Consider the following 21,935-nt stretch of genomic DNA (forward strand, 5'->3'; position numbering starts at 1 on the left):
TATCCGGCGGCAAAAAGAGAAGCTTGCCGGTTCCGGCAAGGCAAAGAAGTACACAGATTACATGTTGTGAGTAAGATTTGCTGGCTTGGTTATTTTTTCATTGCCGGGCGCCATCGCTGCATCCTAGTTCCAGTGATCGCGTGGCGATAGCAAAACGCCCACGGGAAACGCCTTACTCAGGTAGGGAGGGGAACGGGAATAAACCGCATGAGAGCAGAAATGACTCCTTGCTTTTTCTGCCCTACTGTCGTGGCGAGCAATAGCAGAGTCTATCGCATAAATCGATATCTGCGCTTTAGGCTATTGCTCGCTTATCGGCTGGCAAGGCGCTCACCGTCGATACAGCTTTGCTGGTACTGCACCGGAGTCAGGCCATACTGCGCCTTAAAACAGGAGCCGAAATAGGCAGGCGATGAAAAGCCAACCCGGTGGGCAACACTTGCCGCCTGCATGTTTTGCTGCAAATAAACTTTCGATTGCTGCAACCGAAACTGTTTTAAATACTCAGAAGGAGAGAGTTGTAAAATGGCCTTGGTTTTACGCTGCAACTGGCGGCTACTCATATAAAGCCCTTCGGCCATGTCGTTAATAGAAAACTCCGCCTGGGTATATCCCTGCTCGACCACGGCTTTAATATCTTCGATAAAGCGCTCCGGTAACGGCAAGCTTGCATCAGAGCTTACCTCACTTAGAAGTAACTGCGGCGCCGCCCCGGCATCGTCCTGTGGGATTTGTCCGGACAAAAACCTTAATTTGTGCACTTGCGCCAGCTTTTTCCTGCTGTTGATAAGGTTATCAATACGGCAGCTCAGCTCCCGGATATCAAACGGTTTCCCGATATAGTCATCAGCTTCACATTGCCAGCCGGTCATTTTACTGGCTTTATCCCCTTTGGCGGTCAATAAAATAACCGGGATATGGCAAGTCAGTGAAGACTGCTTCACCGATTCGCACAGTTCAAAGCCGTTTTTATTGGGCATCATCACATCGCTGACGATCAAATCAGGCAATTCCCGCTGCGCCAGCGCAATACCTGCGGCGCCGTCTTTGGCAGTCAGGCAATGAAAAGCACCGCCGAGCTCCTGGCTCAGCAGTCGCCTCAAATCAGGATTATCCTCAACGATTAACAGCTTTTCCTTCTCCTTGCCCGGTGCTTGCAAAGCTTCTGCCGATATTTCCCCTGCTGCCGCTAAGTCCTGCGCCGGCAAAGCAGCGTCCGTGCTCCCTGGCCTCAAAGAAAACGCCCCCAAGTCCTCATTGGCGGCAATCACAGGTAAAGTCACGGTAAAACAGCAGCCCTTACCCGGCTCGCTGCTCAGGGTGATGCTGCCCTGGTTGAGCGCTACCTGCTCTTTAACTATGGCAAGGCCAATGCCTATCCCCTCTACCTTGTCATGCTTGGGATTGTCGATACGGCTAAAGCGCTCGAATACCTGCTGCTGATATTGCGGCGCTATGCCGTAACCGGTATCCATCACCCTCAGCTTCAGATTTGCGTTTTCCTCGGTTACCGTCACCCATATCTTGCCGTTAGCCGGGGTATATTTAATGGCATTGCTGATTAAATTGCCCAACACCTGCTCCAGGCAATCCTGTGTCAGCAATACCTGGGGAGTGATAACCTGAATATCCAGGTGAAGTGCTATCACTTTTTCATCCGCCATGGCGGCATAAGCCTCACACAATTGGCGGATGGCGCTATCAAGCGGGTACGGCGTATTAACAACCGCCGCCTTTTTATCCTGACTGGCAAATTCAATAAGGTGCTCCACCATTTTCACCAGCCGCTGCCCCTGGTGATAAGCGGCCTGCCACTGCCCTTTATTCTCAGGATTGCTTGCCAGCATTTTTTCTATCGGAATCAACATCACCGTCAGCGGCGTACGAAACTCATGGGAAATATTGCTGTAGAAGCGGTTTTTACTGGCCAACAGCTCAGTGATCTCATGGTTCTTTTCGGTGATTTGCCCGGTTCGCAAGGCTATTTTTTGCTCCAGGAGCTGGTTGCGCTTTTTCAGCACCCGGGTTTGCACCCTGACACCTAAATAGACAAAAAACCCCAGCACAACTAAATAACCGAAATAAGCCCACCAGCTGCGCCAAACAGGATATTCAATGGAAAAATCAAAGCGGGTTTCGCTCCAGCGTCCCAGAGAAAGACGGGCCCGGGCGATAAAACTATAGTGCCCGGGCGATAAGTTGGTATACGTCGCCAAGCGGCTAATAGCCGGGGCCTCGCGCCATTGTTCATCGAAGCCGTCGAGCTTATATTGATACTCAACGGCACTTCCCCTGGCATACTCAAAATTAGAAAACTGAAATACCAGGTTTTTACTATTGTAAGCAAATACTTGGGGAGGCATTTTCTCTTGCCGGTTATCGCCGGCGCTATCCCCTTTAAAATAAAAGCCGCCATCCGAAGCAGGTAATATTTCCCTGTCGTCGAGGCGGATCCGGGTCAGTTGGATCTGTTGCTCTCCCCGGCCTACTTTGGGGTAAAAGCTCACCAGCCCCTGATTCAAGGTGCCCAGATAAATACGCCCGTCCGGGGCCAGGGCATGCAAAGTAACGGCAAAGGTAAAGCCTTCGCTGCGGGTATAATGTGCCAGCACCTGCTCCTTGTCGGTATCCATCACAATCAAGCCGCGGCTGCTGGTCACCAGCCATAACAAACCGTTTTTATCTTCCAACAGGTTCTGTACCCCGGCCAGGGTTTCCCTGCCAAAAAGCGGGATATATTCAAACGCATCCTGCTGCGGTAAATATTTATTCAAACCGTTTTCGGTGCCGACCCAGATAGTACCATTTTTATCCTGGTATACCTGGTTCACCAAATTACCCGAAAAGCCACCGGCAATGCTATCGCCATCTTGATAATGCTTAATGACTTGCCCTTGAAGATTTAACCGGTAGAGGCCGGATTGCGTCCCGGCCCAGACCTCTTTCTCCGGTGACATCCAGACATGAAAAACAACCTCCCCGGGCAAAAATACCTGATAAGTTGCCATCTCGGGCAAAGCACGGTCATCCGCGGTGAACTCGGCCCGCACCACGCCCCCAAGGGTCGCCAGCCAGAAAATATTGCCTTCCTGCTCAAACAGAGAGTAGATTTTATTGACCGGCGCATCACTGTTTTCAGGGGCAAAATAAAAATGTTTAAAATCATCGCTTTGCTCCCGGTAAAGGTTTAAGCCATTGCGGGTACCAAGCCAGATATTTTGCCGGCTGTCTTCTAACAACCACATCACCGACATATCGCTGAGACTGTTACGATCAGTACTATGGCGGTAGCGCCGGTAGACTTTTTCGCCATATCTTTTAACATTAAGACCGCCGCCATGCGTCCCCAGCCATAAACGCTGCCGGCTGTCGAACAAAATAGACCAGGGGGACGGATGACTCAGGCTATGGGGATCATCGGGGTTTGCCGCTTCAATAACAAAGCGCATTTTCTCCGGAGCATAATAATAAAGCCCGGACAATCCCGAAAGCCAGAGGTTACCTGAGCTGTCTTGCGCCAATGTTTGTACAAACTCGCCGACTTTTACCTCATCCGGGTGGCGGATACGCTCAAAAATCCCCCTTTGCGAGTCAAATAAGTTTAAGCCGTCTTGCGTTCCCACCCAGATGTTTTGCCGGTTATCAATTAATATCCGGGTCACCAGGTTACTGCTGATAGACTTGCCCGGCTGCATTTTTACAGACAAGACATGGTAATGTTGTATCTCCCCCGAACCGCTAAGGGAGCGGTACAGGCCGCGGTTGCTGCCTATCAGTAAGGCGCCGGAAGCTTCTTCTGCAAGCACAGTTATCGAGACATCTTCCTGATCTAAGGTCAATAGCCGGTTGAAACTATCACTGGCGGCATCATAGGCAAACAGCTCAGGACCTACCCCCAACAATAGCCGCCCCTCACGGGTTAGCAGCGGCACAGGCGGCAAAGTTTCCTTGCCGCTGTCTTGGGGAAACAAGGCATACCTGCGCCAATGGTCATGGCTTTTTTGATATTGCAGCACTTGCCCGCCATTGGCAAAAAACCATAAGCCGCCATCTTGGCTTTGCACCATGGCATGGATATGCGGAAAATCGCTCAGCAACTTATGCTCAGCTGCAGGTAAAGTAAAGGCCTCGAAGCTGTCGGTTTCAGGTCGGTATTTCTTCATTGACCTTCTCCCCATCGCCCATAAACTACCGTCCCGCTCTTGGTGCAGGCTTTGATATGAGTCATCCCCTACATATCGCTTAAATTCATAGCCGTCGTACTTGAACAGGCCTTCGGACGATCCCAGCCATAAATAGCCCGGCTTGTCCTCAATGATACTGAAAACACTGCCGACATTGGCAGAAGTTACCATATTGGCCTGCTCAAACAGGATGTTTTCAGCAACAAAGACAGAAGCTTTTTCTGCCCCCCCAGATGGGGACGGGACAAGAGCAAGCGCAGCTGTACAATACAGGCCTAACAATAATATCGGTGAAAGCATCAGGCATTGCAAAACGGGCAGGCGATAAATAAATCCTTTGTTCAACGGCTGTTTTCCTTGATCACTTTTAGAAAATATTGCTGATAGCCGATGAAAAACCTCGGCAGACGATGATAGATGAAGATGATAATAAATAAAAAAATCGCTGACAATAAAGCAAACAGTGAAAGTAAGTAAAACAGCTCTGCCGCCGGAGAAAATTCAGCTTGCTTATTTCGATCATCAAAATGGCGCAATTATGGATTTGATGGCGCGATAATGGCCTTGCCCGCCGTTAAAAAGCGAGTAAAATAGGGTGAAAATAAAGTAAAAGCACTTTTACTTCCCACCTAAAGCATTGTTAATTAATGCATTTATCATTTCACCGTCAACGAAAGGAATCAAAATATGTCAGAACACGCAGTTTGTGCTCATGACAAAACCTCCCCTGCAAATTATCAAGGTGCCTGGCTCGAAGAGCTGTATATATGCCTGAAAACAGAAAAAGTTTTTCATAACCAGCAAGATCTGATGCTTTCCGCACTTTCCTTTACTTTATTGAAAACCTTACTCCTGCATGCCCCTGGTCCCTTATCATCTCGTGAGCTTTTAACACTGGTGTGGCAGGACGTCGTCACCACAGAAGAAAATGTCAAACAAAGGATCAGTTTGTTACGCAAAGCTTTAGGGCAAAATAAAACTCGCCCTTATATCCAGAATATGCGCGGCCGGGGTTACTTTATTGCTCCGCCGATCACTTGGGTTGAAACCGAAACTCAAAGTGATAACGGGCAAAAACGCGAAAAAGCCCCCCAGACAAAACTTCCGTTGCTACTTGGCACCATTGGCTCTGCCTTTTTACTGCTGACAACTCTTATCCTGATAGCCTTCTTCAATAAGCCGGATAGCGATGTCTTGCTGGATGTGCGCCTGGACAACACAGTGCGCCTGGCGCCAAAACAAAACGACCTGGCCTTTTGCCTCGATGGTCTGGATGACTATATAGAGTTTGCCGATCAGGACAACCTGGACGTCGGTGAGGAAGACTTTACCATCAGCACCTGGATACGCACCAATTCTCTTGAGCAGCGGGTGATCGTCGATAAAAGGTTTGAGGATAAAAAACAGAATGTCAAAGGCTATGTTTTTTATGTCGACGAGGGAGAGCTTGCCTTTCAACTGGCAACCGGTCAGGGCAGCTGGTACTGCCACGAGCAGGACTCCTCTTGCACCTTATACGAGTCAAAAACCTTTATTGCCGATGGCAAATGGCACCATGTTGCAGTCTCTATCGACCGCGACAACCCACAAGGCATGGTTTTTTATCTCGACGGAGAAGTGATCTTTATCACAGATCCCACAGGGCGCTCCGGCTCTTTAGCCAATAACAAACCATTAAGGATAGGCAGCCGTTCATCCTATCAAACCGGGCTCTTTTCGGGCGCTATCGGCGCCGTTAACCTTTATCATAGCAAGTTAAGCGCTCAAGAAGTTACCAGGCTGTACCAACAGGGTAATAACCGCCGCTGTTACAGCATAGCCACCAAAGGTGGCTTGTAACAACCAGCAAACGCCTATGCGGCTAAACGAAAAAGATGATCTGTGATCAGAACACTCAGGCCAGCGTGCAACCCTGAAACAACAAATTCCCCGGCAAGTAAAGCCTTTATCACTATTTTTTCAATTTTGACGCTTCGATATAACTTAATTTAATGCCAACCACCAATACGCCTATGGTTTTCCCCTGGTCTTTCACCGGCACTGAAATTTGCGTGGCATCAGATTGTGCACTCTCATCATATTTCACCTCGCCGACATAAACTTTACCGTCGCCATTATTAAAGGCCTCCGTCCATTTTTTTTCATCCCCCTGCCAGTAGTCGCTGGTGGCCGGATAAGCAACGACATTGGCCCCCTGGTTATCGGTGAGGAAAGTTTCACTGTATATCGCCTTATTCAACTCGAGTTTTCTTTTTAAAAACTTACCGATAACACTTTGCTGCAGTGACAGTTTAAACGGCGTCAGTTCAGCAGTGGCGCGCCACTCCTGGTCAATTTTTTTGATTTCCTCTAACGACATCCCCTTGGCATTTTGCTCTTTCACGGCTTTCACCACCAGGGGATGGCCGCCCATTTTTTCCACCCCGGCAATTTTGTCGCCGACAGCGGCCTGCAATTGCTCCTGGGTCAGGCCTTGCTGGGCAAAAACAAAATGAATGAAAAATAAAGATAGGCTCAGAAATAGCAGACGAATGAACATAGCTCCTCCTGCAACAAATAAAAAAGTAATTAGGCCCGGCTAAAGCTACTTAATGCCGACCATCCTTTTTCAAGTACAAGAAGTTTAACTTGCCCAGTTCAATTTTAGACCAAACCAGAAATGACCACGAATCTTAGCAGAAATTGCAACAAACCGGCGACGAGCCAAAGGCTAAAGCTGCCGTCCTGCACGAACTGTTGCCATGTAACGCCCGGGAAGTATTAATTTTCCGTCAAGGATTTAGCAACCGTCCCGGGCAGGGGCCATTGTTCAAACAAGCCATCGCTGTTAGTAGTCACAATCCCCCCTTTACCGGCATAAGCCACGCTAAGTACAGATGAGCGGCCACGGGTAACTGCCGACTGCCACTGGCCGAGCAATGCCCCGTCAGAGACCCGCCAAAGCTGTAATACCTGCCGGGGAGAGCCGGATAACAAGGTCGCATTGTCCGGGGAAAACAAGGCATCATTAAACTCGATAAATTTAAGATAGGTATCAAGCTCGGTTAATACCTCACCCGATGATACATCCCAAAAGGTACGGTCCTTAATGGCATCTAAGGTGAACCCTATGCTGGCATCACCACTGAGGGTAACATGGTTCACCCGTGAGCCATGGTCAAAAACATGCAAGGTTTTGCCGCTTTGCGTCTGCCATAACAGGGCTTTTTTATCGCTTGAGCCGGTAAAGGCGATAACGCCGTTATCAGATAAGCTCACCGAGTTGATGTCTAACCTGTGCTTGTCAAAAGTGCTGACGCTATTTTTCTTAACGTCGATAACAGCGGCTTTACCGCTGCGAAAGCCTACTAAAATAATGTCGCCTTGGGCGGAGATATCCAGATCATTTATAATATTCTCGCCAAATTGCCACTGCGCTAACAGCTGATGCTTTGCCAGCGAAAATAAAGACACAGACACCCGGTTGGACACCAGGTAAAATTGATTATTTTTACTGATATCAAGCAGCTCGACAAACTGTGCCTGTGCTCCCTGCAAGCAATTTAACGGTGACTTTGCCTCAAGGCTTTTCCATAAACAAACCTGGCTGCCGTCGGCAACCAGGTTAAAAGCCCCGTCCTGAGACAGGGCCGAAGCGGTAATGATTTTATCACTATGATGAAGTGCCAGAGTTGACTTGCCCGTATGGACCTCTTGCTGCGAGCAGCCAAACAGACTTAATACCGCGAAAACCCAAAGTACTTTTATCAACAAATGAATAACCTCTCTCACAATTAGCCGGATAAGTGGTCCATACCCCGCCCCGATACTTTGCTGCCAAAAAGCTTAATTTATCACAAAGCTGCTTTATTTTTTTATTTAATGACTGCATTTGACGCCTCCAGAATATTAAAGAAAACCTCTGCTACCGTTTCTCATTAACCTCTTGATTGTGATACTCCCCGCAAGACAAGTATATCCAGCATTCAAGGGCTCGATGAGATCTGTTGCTGCCATTGAAACAATCAATTCCCTCTAAACATAAAGGTTGCCTTAAAAAACCACTAAGCACTTATATCAACTGGAGAATCTGTACTTTTCGCTCATAATAAAATGACATTTATTAAATAGGGTGAATGGCCAACTGCCGCCATAACCATTTAGCGACTTGAAACGGCAAGTGCTGATAAAACTGAATTTCGGCTTATAAAAGGATTTATAAAATGAAGCATTTATTAGTCATTGAAGATAACAAATCGATTGCATCTGTTATAGAGCACTTGGGCACTTCAGCTGGCTATGAGGTCACGGTTGCACACTCCTTTGCCGAAGTAAAAAACATATTAGCCAAAAAACAGGACTTTTTTATCGCAACCGTTGATTATAGCTTGCCGGATGCCTATGAAGGCGAAGTGATCCCCTATGTGCTTGAACACGCGATTCCCAGTGTGATCATGACAGGAAGAATGGACGATAAAATACACCATAAATTGTTGAAATTACCCATCATCGATTATATCACCAAAGAAAATTCCCAGGCTTACCGTTACTTATTGAAAGTCTTACATGGCCAGTTAACCAACCATAAAATCAACGTATTAGTAGTGGATGATTCACTGTCATCCAGGCAACATATTTGCCGTTTGCTCAAAAGAAGAAACTTTACCGTCTATGATGAGCCTGATGGCACTAAGGCACTGCAAGTCCTGGAAAAAAATCCATCTATCAAAGTGCTTATTACCGATCAGGAAATGCCGGGCATGAGCGGCGTCGAGTTGGTACAAACTATACGTAAAACACACCCGGACAGAGACTTAATTATCATTGGTTGTTCCGGCGTCAATGATCATTTCCAATCTGCCCGCTTCATTAAAAGCGGCGCCAATGACTTTTTGAAAAAACCTTTTTGCATGGAAGAGTTTTACTGCCGCATTTTGAAAAGCATCGAAGAACTGCAATATATTGAAAAAATCAAAGCAACCGCCGATTCAGACTACCTGACGCCATTAGCTAACCGACGTGCTTTTATTGCGAAAATGGATAATGACTTCCCGGACATTATCCAAAACGAGTTGGCGTACATTTTTGCCGTTTTGCATATCAATAATTTTAAAGAGATTAATGATAATTACGGCCAGGATGGCGGAGACCTGGTACTGGTAGAGCTGGCAAACCTGCTAAACAAACACTTTACCGGCCAACCACTGGCGCGACTCGGTGGCGGGAAGTTTGCCTGTTTGGCATCCGGTTTGGAGGTTGAAGAAGTAACAGCATGCCTGACAGAGTTTAAAGACATTGTCAGTAAACATAGCTTCAGCTTTAAAGAGGAAAAAATCACCTTTACCGTAAGTTTGGGCGGGACAGTAATAGCGCAGCAGAGCTCGGCAAAACAATGGGTTGAACAAGCGGATCAGGCCCTGCAACAGGCGCATAAAAAGCGCGATGATCAAATGGTCATACATGGCCAGGCAGAGCTTTCAAAAAATGATAAGCAGGTATCTTTAGCCTGAAGTCAGATCAAGCAGGTTCAAACCGACACATCAAGCAGGTGTCGGGCAATAATCATTCATGACTTTTATTTGCTTGGCGCCGGATAATAAAAAACTAACAGCAACAACAGATTATGGATTGCTTTGAAGAGCAGCGCTATTGATTTGTCCAAAAGATCAAGGGATAAATGACCAGCTCCAGCTGGCCGGGCACGGATGAATATTGATGACTTGCCGGATTCACTCACAGTATTGGTATATTAACGGATAAACTCGATAAAAGCCGTTAATGCCGGATTATTGAGATTGTTTTGTGAGTACACCATGGAGATTTCTAACGGCTGCGTATTATAGTCCGGTAAAATAGGAACAAATTCCCCACGGTCCAGATAGTCTTGCATCATAAATCGCGGCAGGCGGGCTATTCCATGGCCTTGCGCCGGATATTTTCTAACGTTTGTAAAAATGAAAGAGAGCTTAAGCAAGTCTCACAAATGACAGCTTGCTTACTAACAAACTCAAACGCAGGAGTTCTTCACTAAGGATTAAACATTCACCATCAAAATATTAAATTCAAAATTAAATTTATATTGTTCCCATTAAAAAAATACGCTAATTTAATATGATAATTGTTAATATCATTAACATGCTAACTTTTTTGTGTTGGAAAACAAATTGTTATGGAAAGCAAAACTCAAATGGAACAGAGTATTGAAGCTGTTTTCGACTCAGAAAAGTATCAGTTAATCGCTAAGATTGGCGAAGGCGGCTTCGGCACCGTTTACAAAGCCAAACAGCTAAGCACTCAGCAGTTTGTCGCCATTAAATTTTTATCATTAGCTTCAACCTTTGACGAGGATAAAAAGCGCCGATATATCGAACGCTTTCATCGCGAGTCAGACTTGGTCCGCCGACTCAATCATCCGAATATAGTCTGTTTAATTGACAAAGGTCAGCAGGATGACTCCCTGCTCTATGCAGTTTATGAATACATTGATGGTTTTTCCTTAAAAGAACATTTAGACAGTCATGGGCCAATGGACGCTCCACAAGCCGCTGAACTTATGGCTTGTGTGCTGGATGCCCTGTCACATGCTCATGACCAGGGGGTGATCCACCGGGATATAAAACCAGCCAATATCATGCTCTATAAAGTGGGGGCTAAAACCCAGGTAAAAGTGCTCGATTTTGGTATCGGCACCTTAAAAAACGAAGCTCGCCAACTCGATTATAAAACCATTACCTTAACCCAGGAAACCTTGGGCACCCCTTCATACAGTGCTCCAGAACAACTAAGAGGAGAACCTCCGGTTGCACAAACCGATATTTATGTTTGGGGCTTAGTGTTTCTGGAATGCTTAACCGGCACCCCGACTATTACCGGCAGTAGCCTGGCGTCGATTTTTCACCAACAATTAAGCCCCGCCAATGTGCCGCTAGGGATATTAGCCGGCCATAGCTCCGCCAACTTTTTTCGGCGAGTATTAAATAAAAAAGCCCAGGAAAGACCAAACAATACAGCAGAGCTATATCACGGTTTTCGCCAACTCAACTTTAACAATTTAGTCGGCGACTTATCTCAAACGACTGAGATAGTGCATCACAATATCCCGGCTAATACCATTACCGCCAGTGATTTTAATGAAACCCTGGTACATGAAAAAGGGAGATTCTCCTATTCACGCTTAACCGAGCGTAAACAAATATCGGTATTAAGCATTATTTTAACTACCCAGGCCTTAACCACTGAGTTGTTACCTGACCTGCGCAATGATCAGGATGTTATTGATACCTTTCATAGTGATCAGATGCAGCAATGTATCGATATTGCCGTACGCTATGGCGCCTATCATGTCGGTTCATTAGGCGATACTTTATTATTTTATTTTGGTTATCCGCATGTTAGCGATAATGACAATCGTTTATGTAGCCGCGCCGCCTTAGATATTGCCAGTAACGTTAATAAAAAAAATTCTTTACTCAAAAACACTCAGGGCATTACCTGTCATATTCAAATGGGTATGCAAATTGGCCTGATGCTCAGTTTGGCCAATAACTTACCTGAAGGTAAGGCAACTCATGACGCTATGGCCTTATGTCGACAAGCAAAACACGGGCAAATTCTGTGCTCAGAAAACGTAAAACATTTACTCGAAGGGTATCTACATTTTGAAGGGGTAACACAAGATAAGCAGTATCTTGATACCGGCTCAGCCAATGCACAAGTCTTATATCAGTTGCGGGGAGAGCGCCAATCCGAAGCCTTTGGCTTTTTACGTGGTACCCGTAAAAATAGCGCCTTTATCGGACGCGAGCAAGAATTAACAACATTAGTTAATTTATTAACGCTCAATGACAGTCATAGACTTGAGGTTAATCAATACCTGGGGTTAAAAGAAGCAGTACCAGGTAAAGCAGTTAAGTTAGCCCATGTTCACGGTGAAGCCGGTATCGGTAAATCCCGTTTAGTCTTTGAACTAAGATCACAAGCGCCGGCTATGCAACATTTTGTTGCTCAATGTTTACCCGAGCATCAAAATAATGCCCTTTACCCTATTTTAAATTGCCTTAAGTTTAAATATTCACTCGATGCTTTGTCCGATGAAAACAGTGTTACCCGTTTACAACAAGCCATCGCCTTAACTTCATTAACGGAAGAACAACAACGGCATGGCTTGCAGGTACTCACAGCCTGGTTAAACTTACCACTCGAAGATAATAATGTGCTGGGGCATTTATCACCTGACATACAAAAACAGCACTTATTCGCGGTATTGAGCCAGCTATTTTGTCAAACGAGTCAGGTATCAATAGTAAAAAACCAGAGTAAACAGCATTTATTTATCTTTGAAGATTTACATTGGGCCGATCCCACAAGTAAAGAATTTATAAAGTATATAGTACAAGCTGATGAGTTTACTCAGGGACAACACGCCTGGATTAACACCTCCCGAGAAATACTGCCAGATGCACTTACCGGATTGGCATTTACTATAATCCCCATAGTAAAACTCAGCTCAAGCAGCACAGGTGAGTTTATTGGTTACCTTTTTGAGCAGCAGACACTGGCAAAACGTTTATCAGAGCTGTTGATTGAACGTACCGACGGTATTCCCCTGTTTATTGAAGAACTCGCCTCATCTTTGCAAAAACAAAAATTAGTCCATAAAGTTAACGGCATCATTGACTTTATTGATAGTGAGAAACAAAGCCAGGTACCGGCCACCATAAGAGATTCTCTACAACAAAAACTCGACGGCCTTAAGTTTGCCAAAGACACCGCCCAATTAGCAGCAACAATAGGCAGAGTTTTTCACTATGACTTACTTGTCGCTGCATCAAATAAAGATGAAGCCCAAGTACAGTCCGATTTAGACGAATTAATCAAAACAGAATTAATCTACCAGCAAAGACAAGTTGATGGCGACAGTTATACATTTAAGCATGCTTTGGTTCGTGATGCGGCTTATGAAAGTATGACGGCTGAAATCTTCCGGCATAATCATTTGCAAGTCGCCGATCATATGAGAAACAGTAATAAATGGGCTCAACCTTCAAATGCAGCTTTAATCGCGAACCATTTAGGCTTAGCCAATCAATTTTTGCAAGCTGCCGAAACGGCAATAATGGCAATAAATAATTCAATAACGTTATCCAGTTACACAGAAGCAAAAGATCTTTATAACAAATCGTTGAAATGGTTAGCTAATGCTTCTAATAACATTAAACCGACTAAACATATAACACGAATAAAGCTAGAGTTGACTGTGCTTACCTTTCCCGCATTTGTCTCTTTAGATGGCATGAACTCTGATGTTTTAGAGCAAATCAGAAAAGAAATAGAGCATTTAATTCTCACTCTAGATGAAGATTGTCAACTTAGCAGGGATGCACAATTTTTAAGCCAGTGGGAAACCTTTTTACGTTTACCGCACCAGTCAAAAATAGATGAGGCACTGAAACTAGGTCTCACTTTATTGGATGCATCGATAAAAGGTAATAAAAAACAACAACAAATATTGCTACTTACGCAACTTGTTCATGTTTATATCTGTGCAGGTGACTTATCTCAGGCAATTGAAAGTGGAACTCGTGCTCTGCAACTGTATAAAGAAGGCGATTACACTAGCCTACACCATCAATATGGTTGGGATCCAAAATGTATTTCTCTGGTCCTAATGAGCAAAGCGCTCGCGTTGCAGGGTAACTTAACCCAGGCAGAGAATGCGATAGCGCAAGCTGAAGCACATGCAAACAATATTAACAGTGAGATGAATAAAAAAATAACCACTCTTTTTTATTCATGGTTTTATTATTTCACTGATAATAAAGAAAAACTTTCGCATAAAACAATCGATCTCGACCTTTCAAAATATACAGGCAATGAAGAATATTATTTATCGTTTACATTAATGGCAAAAGAGTGGCTATTAAATAAAACGGCTATTTCTGAAAGTTTTTCAACCATGCTTTTAGAGCGTGATCATAAAGGTCCTTTTTGTTATTGGTTACAAATCTGGTTAGATACCGAACTTAATCATAATCGAAATAAAAATGTCATCGACTTTATCAATAAATATGACTTGGTAGACGGTACAAAAAAATCAGGCTTAACAGGACCTCAGCCGATATTGTACCGATTATTAGCTAAAGCATATGCTGGCATAGGTGAGTTAAAACAGGCTGAAAATTATTTTCTGACAGCCTTAAACCTGGCCGAACAACAAGGAGCTCATATGCTCAGTCTCCATATTGCTGTTGATTACAGTGAATTGCTGACCAAGAGTAACCGTACTCAGGAGGCGAATGCTCTTTTAACAACTCACTATGAAAACTTAGTAAAAGAAGAGTATCAATACATCAACCACCAATCTAAATTTCATACAACCCACTATAATTTAAAGGAATATTCATGACCATATATAACAGGATGGCTTTCGGCACTCAATTTGGGCCACTGCAAGCTATATTCGATGAAAAAATAACAGATGGTGAAGTAGAACATACGCTGTGGATGAATGCCTGGGGCAGAGCAATAGCCTATGCCTGGGAGTGTGATGAGCATAAAAAACGACTATTAGAAAATCCAACAGAAGTATTATATGAACTTGCCCAATATAATTTACCTGATGGGATTAAACTTATTGTTATTGAAGCTAATAAAAAACAGACTATCACCCTTGAAAGAACCGAAGCAAAAGGCGAATCCAAAGTTAACTATGAACAATATCGCCCCAAGAATATATACCGCGAAGAAAAAAAGGTAAGTAATCTTTCAGCCTACCCGATAACCATTAACAACAAGTCTGATGTTGCTAAAGGAATAGACTTTAGCCTTAATGAAGTGGGCACTGAAACAATACCTGAATACCCTATTAATGGCTGGGTTAAAATTCCAGCTGAAGGACTGATAGTAGAAGATGCTGAAGAGAATTATTTTTGGATAACGACGCCTGAAAATAAGCAAAAACGAGAAGAGTTAATAAAAGATAAACTAGAACTTCCGACTGTATTATCTATTAATCAATTTTTAACTGCGAATACTTTACAGGGATATCAAGATACCAATCCGATCCCAGATCAAGGTCAAAGACTACAGCATAAAGACAATGGTGATATAGTCTTTTCCCCTATGGATCTTGATTACCAGCCCCCTTATTTTAGATTGGCCTCAACCATTATCATGACATTACCGCCAAAACCTGATGAAAGTGAACAAGATAAACTTATCGGGCTCAGAGAATATGCTGCGCTTGGTAAGATATACCCATTTACTTGTTAAAGCAGCTCAACCACAAAACGCTTAAAAAGTTGAATTTAAGCAATAACTTAACAGGGTAATGCACCTCAACCCTGTTAAGTATCAATAATACCGCGCTATTTACCACGATTAATGAATGCAATAAAAATAATGACGTCCTATCAAGATAACAACTTGGCAAACATGGCTAAACATGGTTTCCTGATTAAAAAACAATGTATTGACCCTGTATTGTTTAATAACATCGATGCCATCATTAATAAGCTCATACTAAAAAACTACAATACCGGACACACACCCTTAAGAGCCTGGTGGCAAGATGATCAGCAGCACTTTACCAAAATTGATCAGGCACACCATGCTAGTCAAGGTATCAGTGACTTCATCCAGTCACTTGATTTAACACCGGTATTACACTCTTTATTTACCCATGCCACGACTTGCCAATTATGGGCATCCACTGTTTACCTTTGTCCCCCCGGCGAAAATACCATAAGTGCTATAGGTTTACATAATGATGCTGATCATACGCCTTTTATTAAAGGTGGATATTACACCGCCTGGCTGCCACTAAATCCTATTGAGAATACTAACTGCGTATTGGTTAATGGCTCTCACTTTCATAAAATAGATGAAAAGTTTTGCGATGCATTAAATGCTGATGTCAACCAGGTTATTAATGAAATAACGAGTAAATACGGCAATATTATTTCAGAGTTTTCCCTGACACAAGGCGATGTCCTGTTTGTACATTCAAGCTGTTTGAGAAGCATTTTGCCTAACCCTTCCGCTAAAGCTCAAAATTATTTAGTGCTTTATTTTAGAACAGAAAACAACCCCAGAGTAAAAAATGAAAACCACTTTGGCATGTGTGACCAATTAGAAAACCTGGCGCTTTCCCCCATTATCTTTCATAGGAAAAAACCGTGACTTCAGCATTATCTTGGTCTAAAGGAACCCATGTAAAAGTCATCGATGACAACACCATTGCTATTATAACTGAAGATAATGAGAATGTATTAGTCAGGCCATGTATAGGGCATATAGCCCGATTAATATCTCAAGGCCAATATCATGATTTTACCAACCCAAATGTTCAACTTTTATTTGCCCAAAAATGGATTGAATATAGCTCACCTTCATCAACAGCAGCGTTAGATAAAAACCTATGGCAAGCCCAAATCAATAATCTCCTTAAAGACAGCAACATAACTGTCTTTTACAATGATAATCTTTATAGCGAAGCGCTTGAACGTCACAATAAGCAACACCTGCTTGAAGGTAAAGACTGGTTATTGATCGGTAACTATGGCAATACATTACAAATAGGCCCCTGGTTTTCCCCGACAAAGCATAAGGGGTGCTGGCAATGTTTAAAAACAAGATTAGAATGGAATAGTCCATTACGCTTTTGGCTGCATAAATCACACAATGAACAATTAAGCGACACTAAAACGCATTATCAATTAACCCCGTCACAGTTATCCACGGTCAAGCAATTAATAGAAAAGCTACAACAATCGGATACATTAACCTTTTATACTTTAGCGCTTAACCATGCAGATATTAACCAGCACCAGGTTATTGTCAGGCCCCAATGCCATGTTTGCGGTAACCCGGACTTATTTAAGTTGCAACAGTTAGCAAAGTTCGAGTTATCAGCAGAGAGTAAGAAAAATTTTGTGGATGGCGGCTTCAGAACCGTAGCGCCTGAATCCACCATTGCAAAGGTCTTAAAAACCCTGGATCAAAGAAGTGGCATTATCAATTACATAAATAACAGCCCCAACCAGGAACAGAGCACAAATGAGCATTTTATTTATCGTTGCGTTTTCCATAAATCACCATACATAAAAGAGAATATCAAGCAAACAGACTTTATTCAGGTGACTGTTGGCAAAGGAATGAGCCGCTCGCAATCACAGGCAAGCGCACTTGCTGAAGCGATTGAAAGGCTATCTGCAAATTATCAGGGAGATGAAGTGTGTATATTGGAAAAGGCATCCTCTTTAACAACAAGGCACTACCTCCCGACACAATTAGCCCCTTTTAGTTTGGCGCAATTTCTAAAATTCAAACAGGCACCCGACGATCATAGATATCAACTTTATTCAACCGAGGAGTTTGATATTAACCTCAGGATACATTGGTCGCCGGCATGGTCATTAACAGCTAAAGAGCATGTATACCTGCCTAGTAATTACTGTTTTGATAATACACCCTTTATTAACGAAACCTGTACCCGCTATTACCAAAATGGTTGTGCTGCGGGCAATACCCTTGAAGAAGCGCTACTGCAAGGCATATTGGAAATCATTGAACGAGATGCCATCGCTGTTTGGTGGTACAACCAAATACCCAGAGCTGAAGTCACTATCAGTCACCTGCCCGATTTGGTGGATAAAGCCTCACAAATATTAGGTGAGCTATGGCAGTATTGGGTGCTGGATATTTGTAATGACTTCTTGATCCCAACCTATGCTGCAATTGCCAGGAATAGTGAAACCGGTGAATTCAGTTTCGGCTTTGGTTGCCATTTAGACCCTGATATTGCTCTAAAAAGAGCAATGACAGAACTATTTCAAATGTTAGATATTAAAGACAGTACCAGTGCGCCTTTTGATTTTAACGATATTAAAGAACACCCCTTTTTATTTCCATCTGATGTTGCTATCAATTTATCAACCGAAAATACCAGCAGTAATACCTCCTCGTTGCAAAGTTGCATCGATAGCTTACTTACGCGTGCTCAGTCGTTAAATTTAGAAGTGCTTTTTATAAACACCTCACGCGCAGATTTTCCATTAAAAGCAGTTAAAGTCATCATTCCGGGAATGTGCCATATCTTTCCTTTTTTAGCGGCAGAACGTCTGTATCAAGTTCCAAAGCGTTTAGGCATGCTCGACAAAATAAAAAATGAAGGTGAATTAAACCCTCTTGAACTGTTAATTTAAAAATTAGAGCAACTTAAGCCCCTTAAACCAACTGAAAAAATACCATATGAGCCAATACTTATGCATTTAGCTAACCTTATGGTATGACAAAAAAATTGTCCTTAACACTGTAAATAAAACATTAAAAATCAATGAATAGTCTTAACCTAACATGGCATCCAAAATTCTCTTTTTATTGCTTCAAAAATATTGGCGTATTACTCGTCAATGAAAATAGTTTTTTGTGGTTACCCGAACACATATTTCCCGCAATAACACTAATTGATGGAAAAACAACTATTGGTGATATTACCAATAGTTTATCCACAAAGGCTTCAACTGATGCAACTAAGATAGCCACCTTTATCTATCAAGTTAATCAACTTAAGCAACAAGGGGTTTTACTTGATAGCAATAGTAGTGTCACTGAGCAGTATCAAACACCTCAGTTAAGCCAATTATTATCGCTTTATCATGATGATAATATTGAAATAGTGAGTATTTCATCTGCGCCAAAGCGCTTATTAAGCCAATGGAGTGACATACTAGACTCAACACTAAAAAAAGCTAACATCAGTGAAAAAACTGAACCCTTGGTAAAGAAACTCACCTTTCTTTTAGTCGATGACCTGCTAGACGGACGAATTGAAAAAATTATTAACAATTATAAAAATTATTGTGTAATAAAAATAACGGGTGAGACTTTGACCATTACGCCAGTTTTTGAAAAGTCGCCATCCGAGCCAGTACCAGGTCAAGCAACTAAGTCGGCATGGCAACAACTACAACATACTTTGTATAGAAACCAGCCCGTAAGACAATTTTTAGCCCGGCTATACCCCGGTCAGGCACATATTATTCCTTTTAAAAAAAGAGACGCTTTACTCACTGAACATTTAGTCATCATTGAAGAGTTACTGCTTCGTCAATTAACAACCCAAAGCAAACATTTACTTCGATATGAAATTAATAGCCATAAAACAAGTCAACACCTGCTCCATTTTGTAAATATATCTCCCGACAAAAGCAATGCACAATTTACGCAAAAAGTTGTATTACATCATGTAAAGTCAGCATTTAACAAAGATGGCGGCTCTCGAACTATTGCGCCAACCGCGACGGTGAAAAAGTTGCTCCCCTTTGTTGATGAGATTACGGGCTACCTTCCCGTTATCGAAGAATTATCACCAGAAAGTGATGCTGAAATAAAAATTTATCGTAGCGCTTTTTTCAAAACACCACGGATAAAAGACCTCGTTAATCTTAATAGCAATGCTTTTGTACAAACGAGCCTGGGCAAAGGAGTCAGCCATGAGCAATCACAGGCCAGTGCCTTATGTGAAGCCATTGAACGCTTAAATGCCCAATTTCAGGGGGATGAACCATTATATCTGGCACAACCAGACGAATTAAGCCAGCGCTATGTTAGCTTTCAACAGCTATCGCCTTATAGCGAAGCTCAATATAGTAAATTTGCGGACCAGAATGATGCTGAATCTCAACGAAAACAAGCGGTGATGATTTATAACAATCAAGACATTTATTGGTTACCAACCTGGTCCTTAACGCATCAAGAGCCTGTATATGTGCCTTTAAGCTGTTGCTTTGCCAATATTGAACTAAAGCAGCAAACGGCACACCAACAAGCATCAAGCTTAAGTTTTAACGACGATAAATTTGGTCGCTGGCATTCCAATGGCGCCGCCGCCGGCAACACTTTAGAAGAAGCCATATTACAAGCACTATTTGAACTGATAGAACGCGATGCTGCCGCTATTTGGTGGTATAACCAAATTGAACGGCCAGCATTTGATCTGACAAAAATTGATAAGGAATTTTACCAGCCGCTTGAACGAACCTTAAGCAAACACCACCATTTTTGGGTGTTAGAGTTAACCAATGATTTGGGTATACCTGTCATGGTTGCTGTTGGTCAGCACAAAGAAAATAACGGCTTAATATTAGGTTTTGGTTGTCATTTACAAGCCGAACTTGCCGCACAACGTGCTCTAACTGAATTATGTCAGCTGATCCCCATTCGTGATCAAAAAAATGCCCCTTTTGATTTTGATGCGATAGTGCCGGGAGCTTATTTGTATCCTAATGAACACCTCATTGCCCAAGCCCCGTTTACCTCTGGTTCAGGCGATATAAAAGATGACATTTTAGCCATTGTTGAACACCTTAAGCACTTCAACCTGGAAACCTTAGTACTGGACTATAGCCGTGCACCTATCCCAATGCATACCGCTAAGGTTTTTGTCCCCGGGCTATGTCATATTTGGCCGCAACTAGCCAATGAACGCTTGTACCAAGTACCAGTGCAGCTAAACTGGTTAACGACAGCAAAAAATGAAAAAAATATTAATCAGCAAGGTTTATACATCTAAGGCAGCTGCGCTTTAGTGAATGTTTTCCCTGCAGAGTAGGTTCGATAGTTTACTACTAACCAATACCATATAATTATGCGATATTAGGTTTTCAGATATTCCTTAGCTAGAATATGACTAAAAAATAATAAACAAAACCGAGCCAGGTGTTACTCCATGATTATAAGGAAATTGTATGGCTTATTTAATCCCCAGCAATACTAAGTGCCCGTTATATTTAAAAACTTTTCATCAATTTGGCCGTTTGGTGTCGGCGGTAGATACCTTAATTGACAGCCCTGAAATGTCGAGAATCCATGCGATCATCGAATGGGTTGATAATGCCTGGTTTATTCGGGATCTCAGTAAAAATGGCGTTTGGCTCAATAATGAAAGAATATCGGCTAACAGCTTGTATCGACTGACACTGGCGGATCACATTTGCTTTGCCGATCAAAAAAATATCAGCTTTGTTGTTGAAAACCTGGACGAACCAAGGGATGCACTGATTCCGTATGCAGAAGCAACTCAGGATAATGAACAAGCTAAAGCCCCTATCTATTTAGAGCATTATCATTTCCTGCCATCTGAGAAAGCACCTGAAATTATTGTTTTTTATGATATTGCTGAAAAAAGTTGGTTTTGTGAAAACTTTGCAGAAGCAACAATCTCAAAAATTTCAGATGGTGAATTACTGCAATTTTCACATTCAATGTGGCAATTAATCAAAGGCGCCAATATTTCAGAAAAAGAAACCGTCGCTATCAATGGCAAAACGGAGCAGAAACCGACCTTTATTTTCAATATCAGTCAAGATGAAGAATTAACGGAATTAACCCTTCAGAATGATACTGACAGCATCAGTTGTGATATTCGCAGCCACCATTATTTAACCGCCTTATTAGCCAGGTACCGCAGTCATGATTGTCACAAATCACTTCCTGAGCACCTGCAAGGCTGGCGAACCATAGAGCAGCTGACCAAAGATATTGGCTTATCTGAAAGCCATGTGAATATTCAAATACACAGAGCAAGAAAACAATTGGCAGATAAACTACAAGCATTAGGCTTATATGCACCATTACTGATTGAACGCAGAAAAGGTCAGGTCAGGTTTGCTGCAACGGATTATAAAATTTTTAAAGGGCAAACTTTAGAGGTTGACTCTACGCAGTTAGCTGGCATCTCGTAGCCTGTAAACAATATAATATGAAGTTAAC

General features: G+C 42.9%; 12 protein-coding genes. 8 read left to right on the forward strand and 4 right to left on the reverse strand.

The window, feature by feature from the left end; genetic code table 11:
* Positions 1 to 311 precede the first annotated feature (311 nt).
* On the reverse strand, positions 312 to 4,355 hold the full coding sequence (locus tag QL234_RS14135) for a hybrid sensor histidine kinase/response regulator transcription factor (protein WP_281558474.1): 4,044 nt from the start codon (positions 4,353 to 4,355) through the stop codon (positions 312 to 314).
* A gap of 516 nt (positions 4,356 to 4,871) precedes the next feature.
* Here QL234_RS14135 and QL234_RS14140 point away from each other — a divergent pair.
* Complete coding sequence (locus QL234_RS14140; RefSeq protein WP_281558475.1) at positions 4,872 to 6,023, forward strand: LamG-like jellyroll fold domain-containing protein; 1,152 nt, start codon at positions 4,872 to 4,874, stop codon at positions 6,021 to 6,023.
* Positions 6,024 to 6,135: 112 nt separating this feature from the next.
* Here QL234_RS14140 and QL234_RS14145 read toward each other — a convergent pair whose 3' ends face one another.
* Together QL234_RS14145 and QL234_RS14150 are read right to left on the reverse strand one after the other, a co-directional pair.
* The gene (locus QL234_RS14145) at positions 6,136 to 6,723 is read right to left on the reverse strand and encodes a PDC sensor domain-containing protein (protein ID WP_281558476.1); all 588 of its coding nucleotides are present in this window, start codon (positions 6,721 to 6,723) and stop codon (positions 6,136 to 6,138) included.
* A 221-nt stretch (positions 6,724 to 6,944) separates the two neighbouring features.
* Positions 6,945 to 7,937 (reverse strand): hypothetical protein, encoded by a 993-nt coding sequence (locus QL234_RS14150; RefSeq protein WP_281558477.1) that lies wholly within the window; start codon positions 7,935 to 7,937, stop codon positions 6,945 to 6,947.
* A 449-nt stretch (positions 7,938 to 8,386) separates the two neighbouring features.
* On the opposite strand from QL234_RS14150, the gene QL234_RS14155 reads away from it, so the two are divergent.
* A complete protein-coding gene (locus tag QL234_RS14155) occupies positions 8,387 to 9,673 on the forward strand; it encodes a response regulator (RefSeq protein WP_281558478.1) in 1,287 nt (428 codons plus the stop codon).
* 239 nt (positions 9,674 to 9,912) lie between these two features.
* On the opposite strand, the gene QL234_RS14160 is transcribed toward QL234_RS14155, so the two are convergent.
* Positions 9,913 to 10,137: a LysR substrate-binding domain-containing protein gene (locus QL234_RS14160; RefSeq protein ID WP_281558479.1), complete on the reverse strand. Its 225-nt coding sequence runs from the start codon at positions 10,135 to 10,137 to the stop codon at positions 9,913 to 9,915.
* Positions 10,138 to 10,332: 195 nt separating this feature from the next.
* Here QL234_RS14160 and QL234_RS14165 point away from each other — a divergent pair, with 195 nt between their 5' ends.
* The 6 genes from QL234_RS14165 (at position 10,333) to QL234_RS14190 (ending at position 21,907) form a co-directional block, all read left to right on the forward strand.
* Positions 10,333 to 14,568 (forward strand): TOMM system kinase/cyclase fusion protein, encoded by a 4,236-nt coding sequence (locus QL234_RS14165; RefSeq protein WP_281558480.1) that lies wholly within the window; start codon positions 10,333 to 10,335, stop codon positions 14,566 to 14,568.
* Complete coding sequence (locus tag QL234_RS14170) at positions 14,565 to 15,434, forward strand: hypothetical protein (RefSeq protein WP_281558481.1); 870 nt, start codon at positions 14,565 to 14,567, stop codon at positions 15,432 to 15,434. The genes QL234_RS14165 and QL234_RS14170 overlap by 4 nt, the downstream gene beginning before the upstream one ends.
* A gap of 129 nt (positions 15,435 to 15,563) precedes the next feature.
* Entirely contained in the window at positions 15,564 to 16,343 is a 780-nt protein-coding gene (locus QL234_RS14175; protein ID WP_281558482.1) for a hypothetical protein, read from the forward strand.
* Positions 16,340 to 18,367, forward strand: a complete 2,028-nt coding sequence (locus tag QL234_RS14180) for a TOMM precursor leader peptide-binding protein (RefSeq protein WP_281558483.1) — start codon at positions 16,340 to 16,342, stop codon at positions 18,365 to 18,367. The genes QL234_RS14175 and QL234_RS14180 overlap by 4 nt, the downstream gene beginning before the upstream one ends.
* A gap of 131 nt (positions 18,368 to 18,498) precedes the next feature.
* Entirely contained in the window at positions 18,499 to 20,736 is a 2,238-nt protein-coding gene (locus QL234_RS14185; protein WP_281558484.1) for a YcaO-like family protein, read from the forward strand.
* A gap of 247 nt (positions 20,737 to 20,983) precedes the next feature.
* Positions 20,984 to 21,907, forward strand: coding sequence for an FHA domain-containing protein (locus QL234_RS14190; protein WP_281558485.1), 924 nt, complete (start codon positions 20,984 to 20,986; stop codon positions 21,905 to 21,907).
* Positions 21,908 to 21,935 lie beyond the last annotated feature (28 nt).

Source organism: Thalassomonas sp. RHCl1, from assembly GCF_947387555.1.
In the GTDB taxonomy this organism is placed as follows: Bacteria; Pseudomonadota; Gammaproteobacteria; order Enterobacterales; family Alteromonadaceae; genus Thalassomonas.

Bases quoted from the DNA above. Each gene is read 5' to 3' on its own strand.
- QL234_RS14145 (WP_281558476.1), bottom strand. From the start codon at position 6,723: ATGTTCATTCGTCTGCTATTTCTGAGCCTATCTTTATTTTTCATTCAT.
- QL234_RS14170 (WP_281558481.1), top strand. From the start codon at position 14,565: ATGACCATATATAACAGGATGGCTTTCGGCACTCAATTTGGGCCACTG.
- QL234_RS14185 (WP_281558484.1), top strand. From the start codon at position 18,499: ATGAATAGTCTTAACCTAACATGGCATCCAAAATTCTCTTTTTATTGC.
- QL234_RS14155 (WP_281558478.1), top strand. From the start codon at position 8,387: ATGAAGCATTTATTAGTCATTGAAGATAACAAATCGATTGCATCTGTT.
- QL234_RS14175 (WP_281558482.1), top strand. From the start codon at position 15,564: ATGACGTCCTATCAAGATAACAACTTGGCAAACATGGCTAAACATGGT.
- QL234_RS14165 (WP_281558480.1), top strand. From the start codon at position 10,333: ATGGAAAGCAAAACTCAAATGGAACAGAGTATTGAAGCTGTTTTCGAC.
- QL234_RS14135 (WP_281558474.1), bottom strand. From the start codon at position 4,355: ATGGTAACTTCTGCCAATGTCGGCAGTGTTTTCAGTATCATTGAGGAC.
- QL234_RS14140 (WP_281558475.1), top strand. From the start codon at position 4,872: ATGTCAGAACACGCAGTTTGTGCTCATGACAAAACCTCCCCTGCAAAT.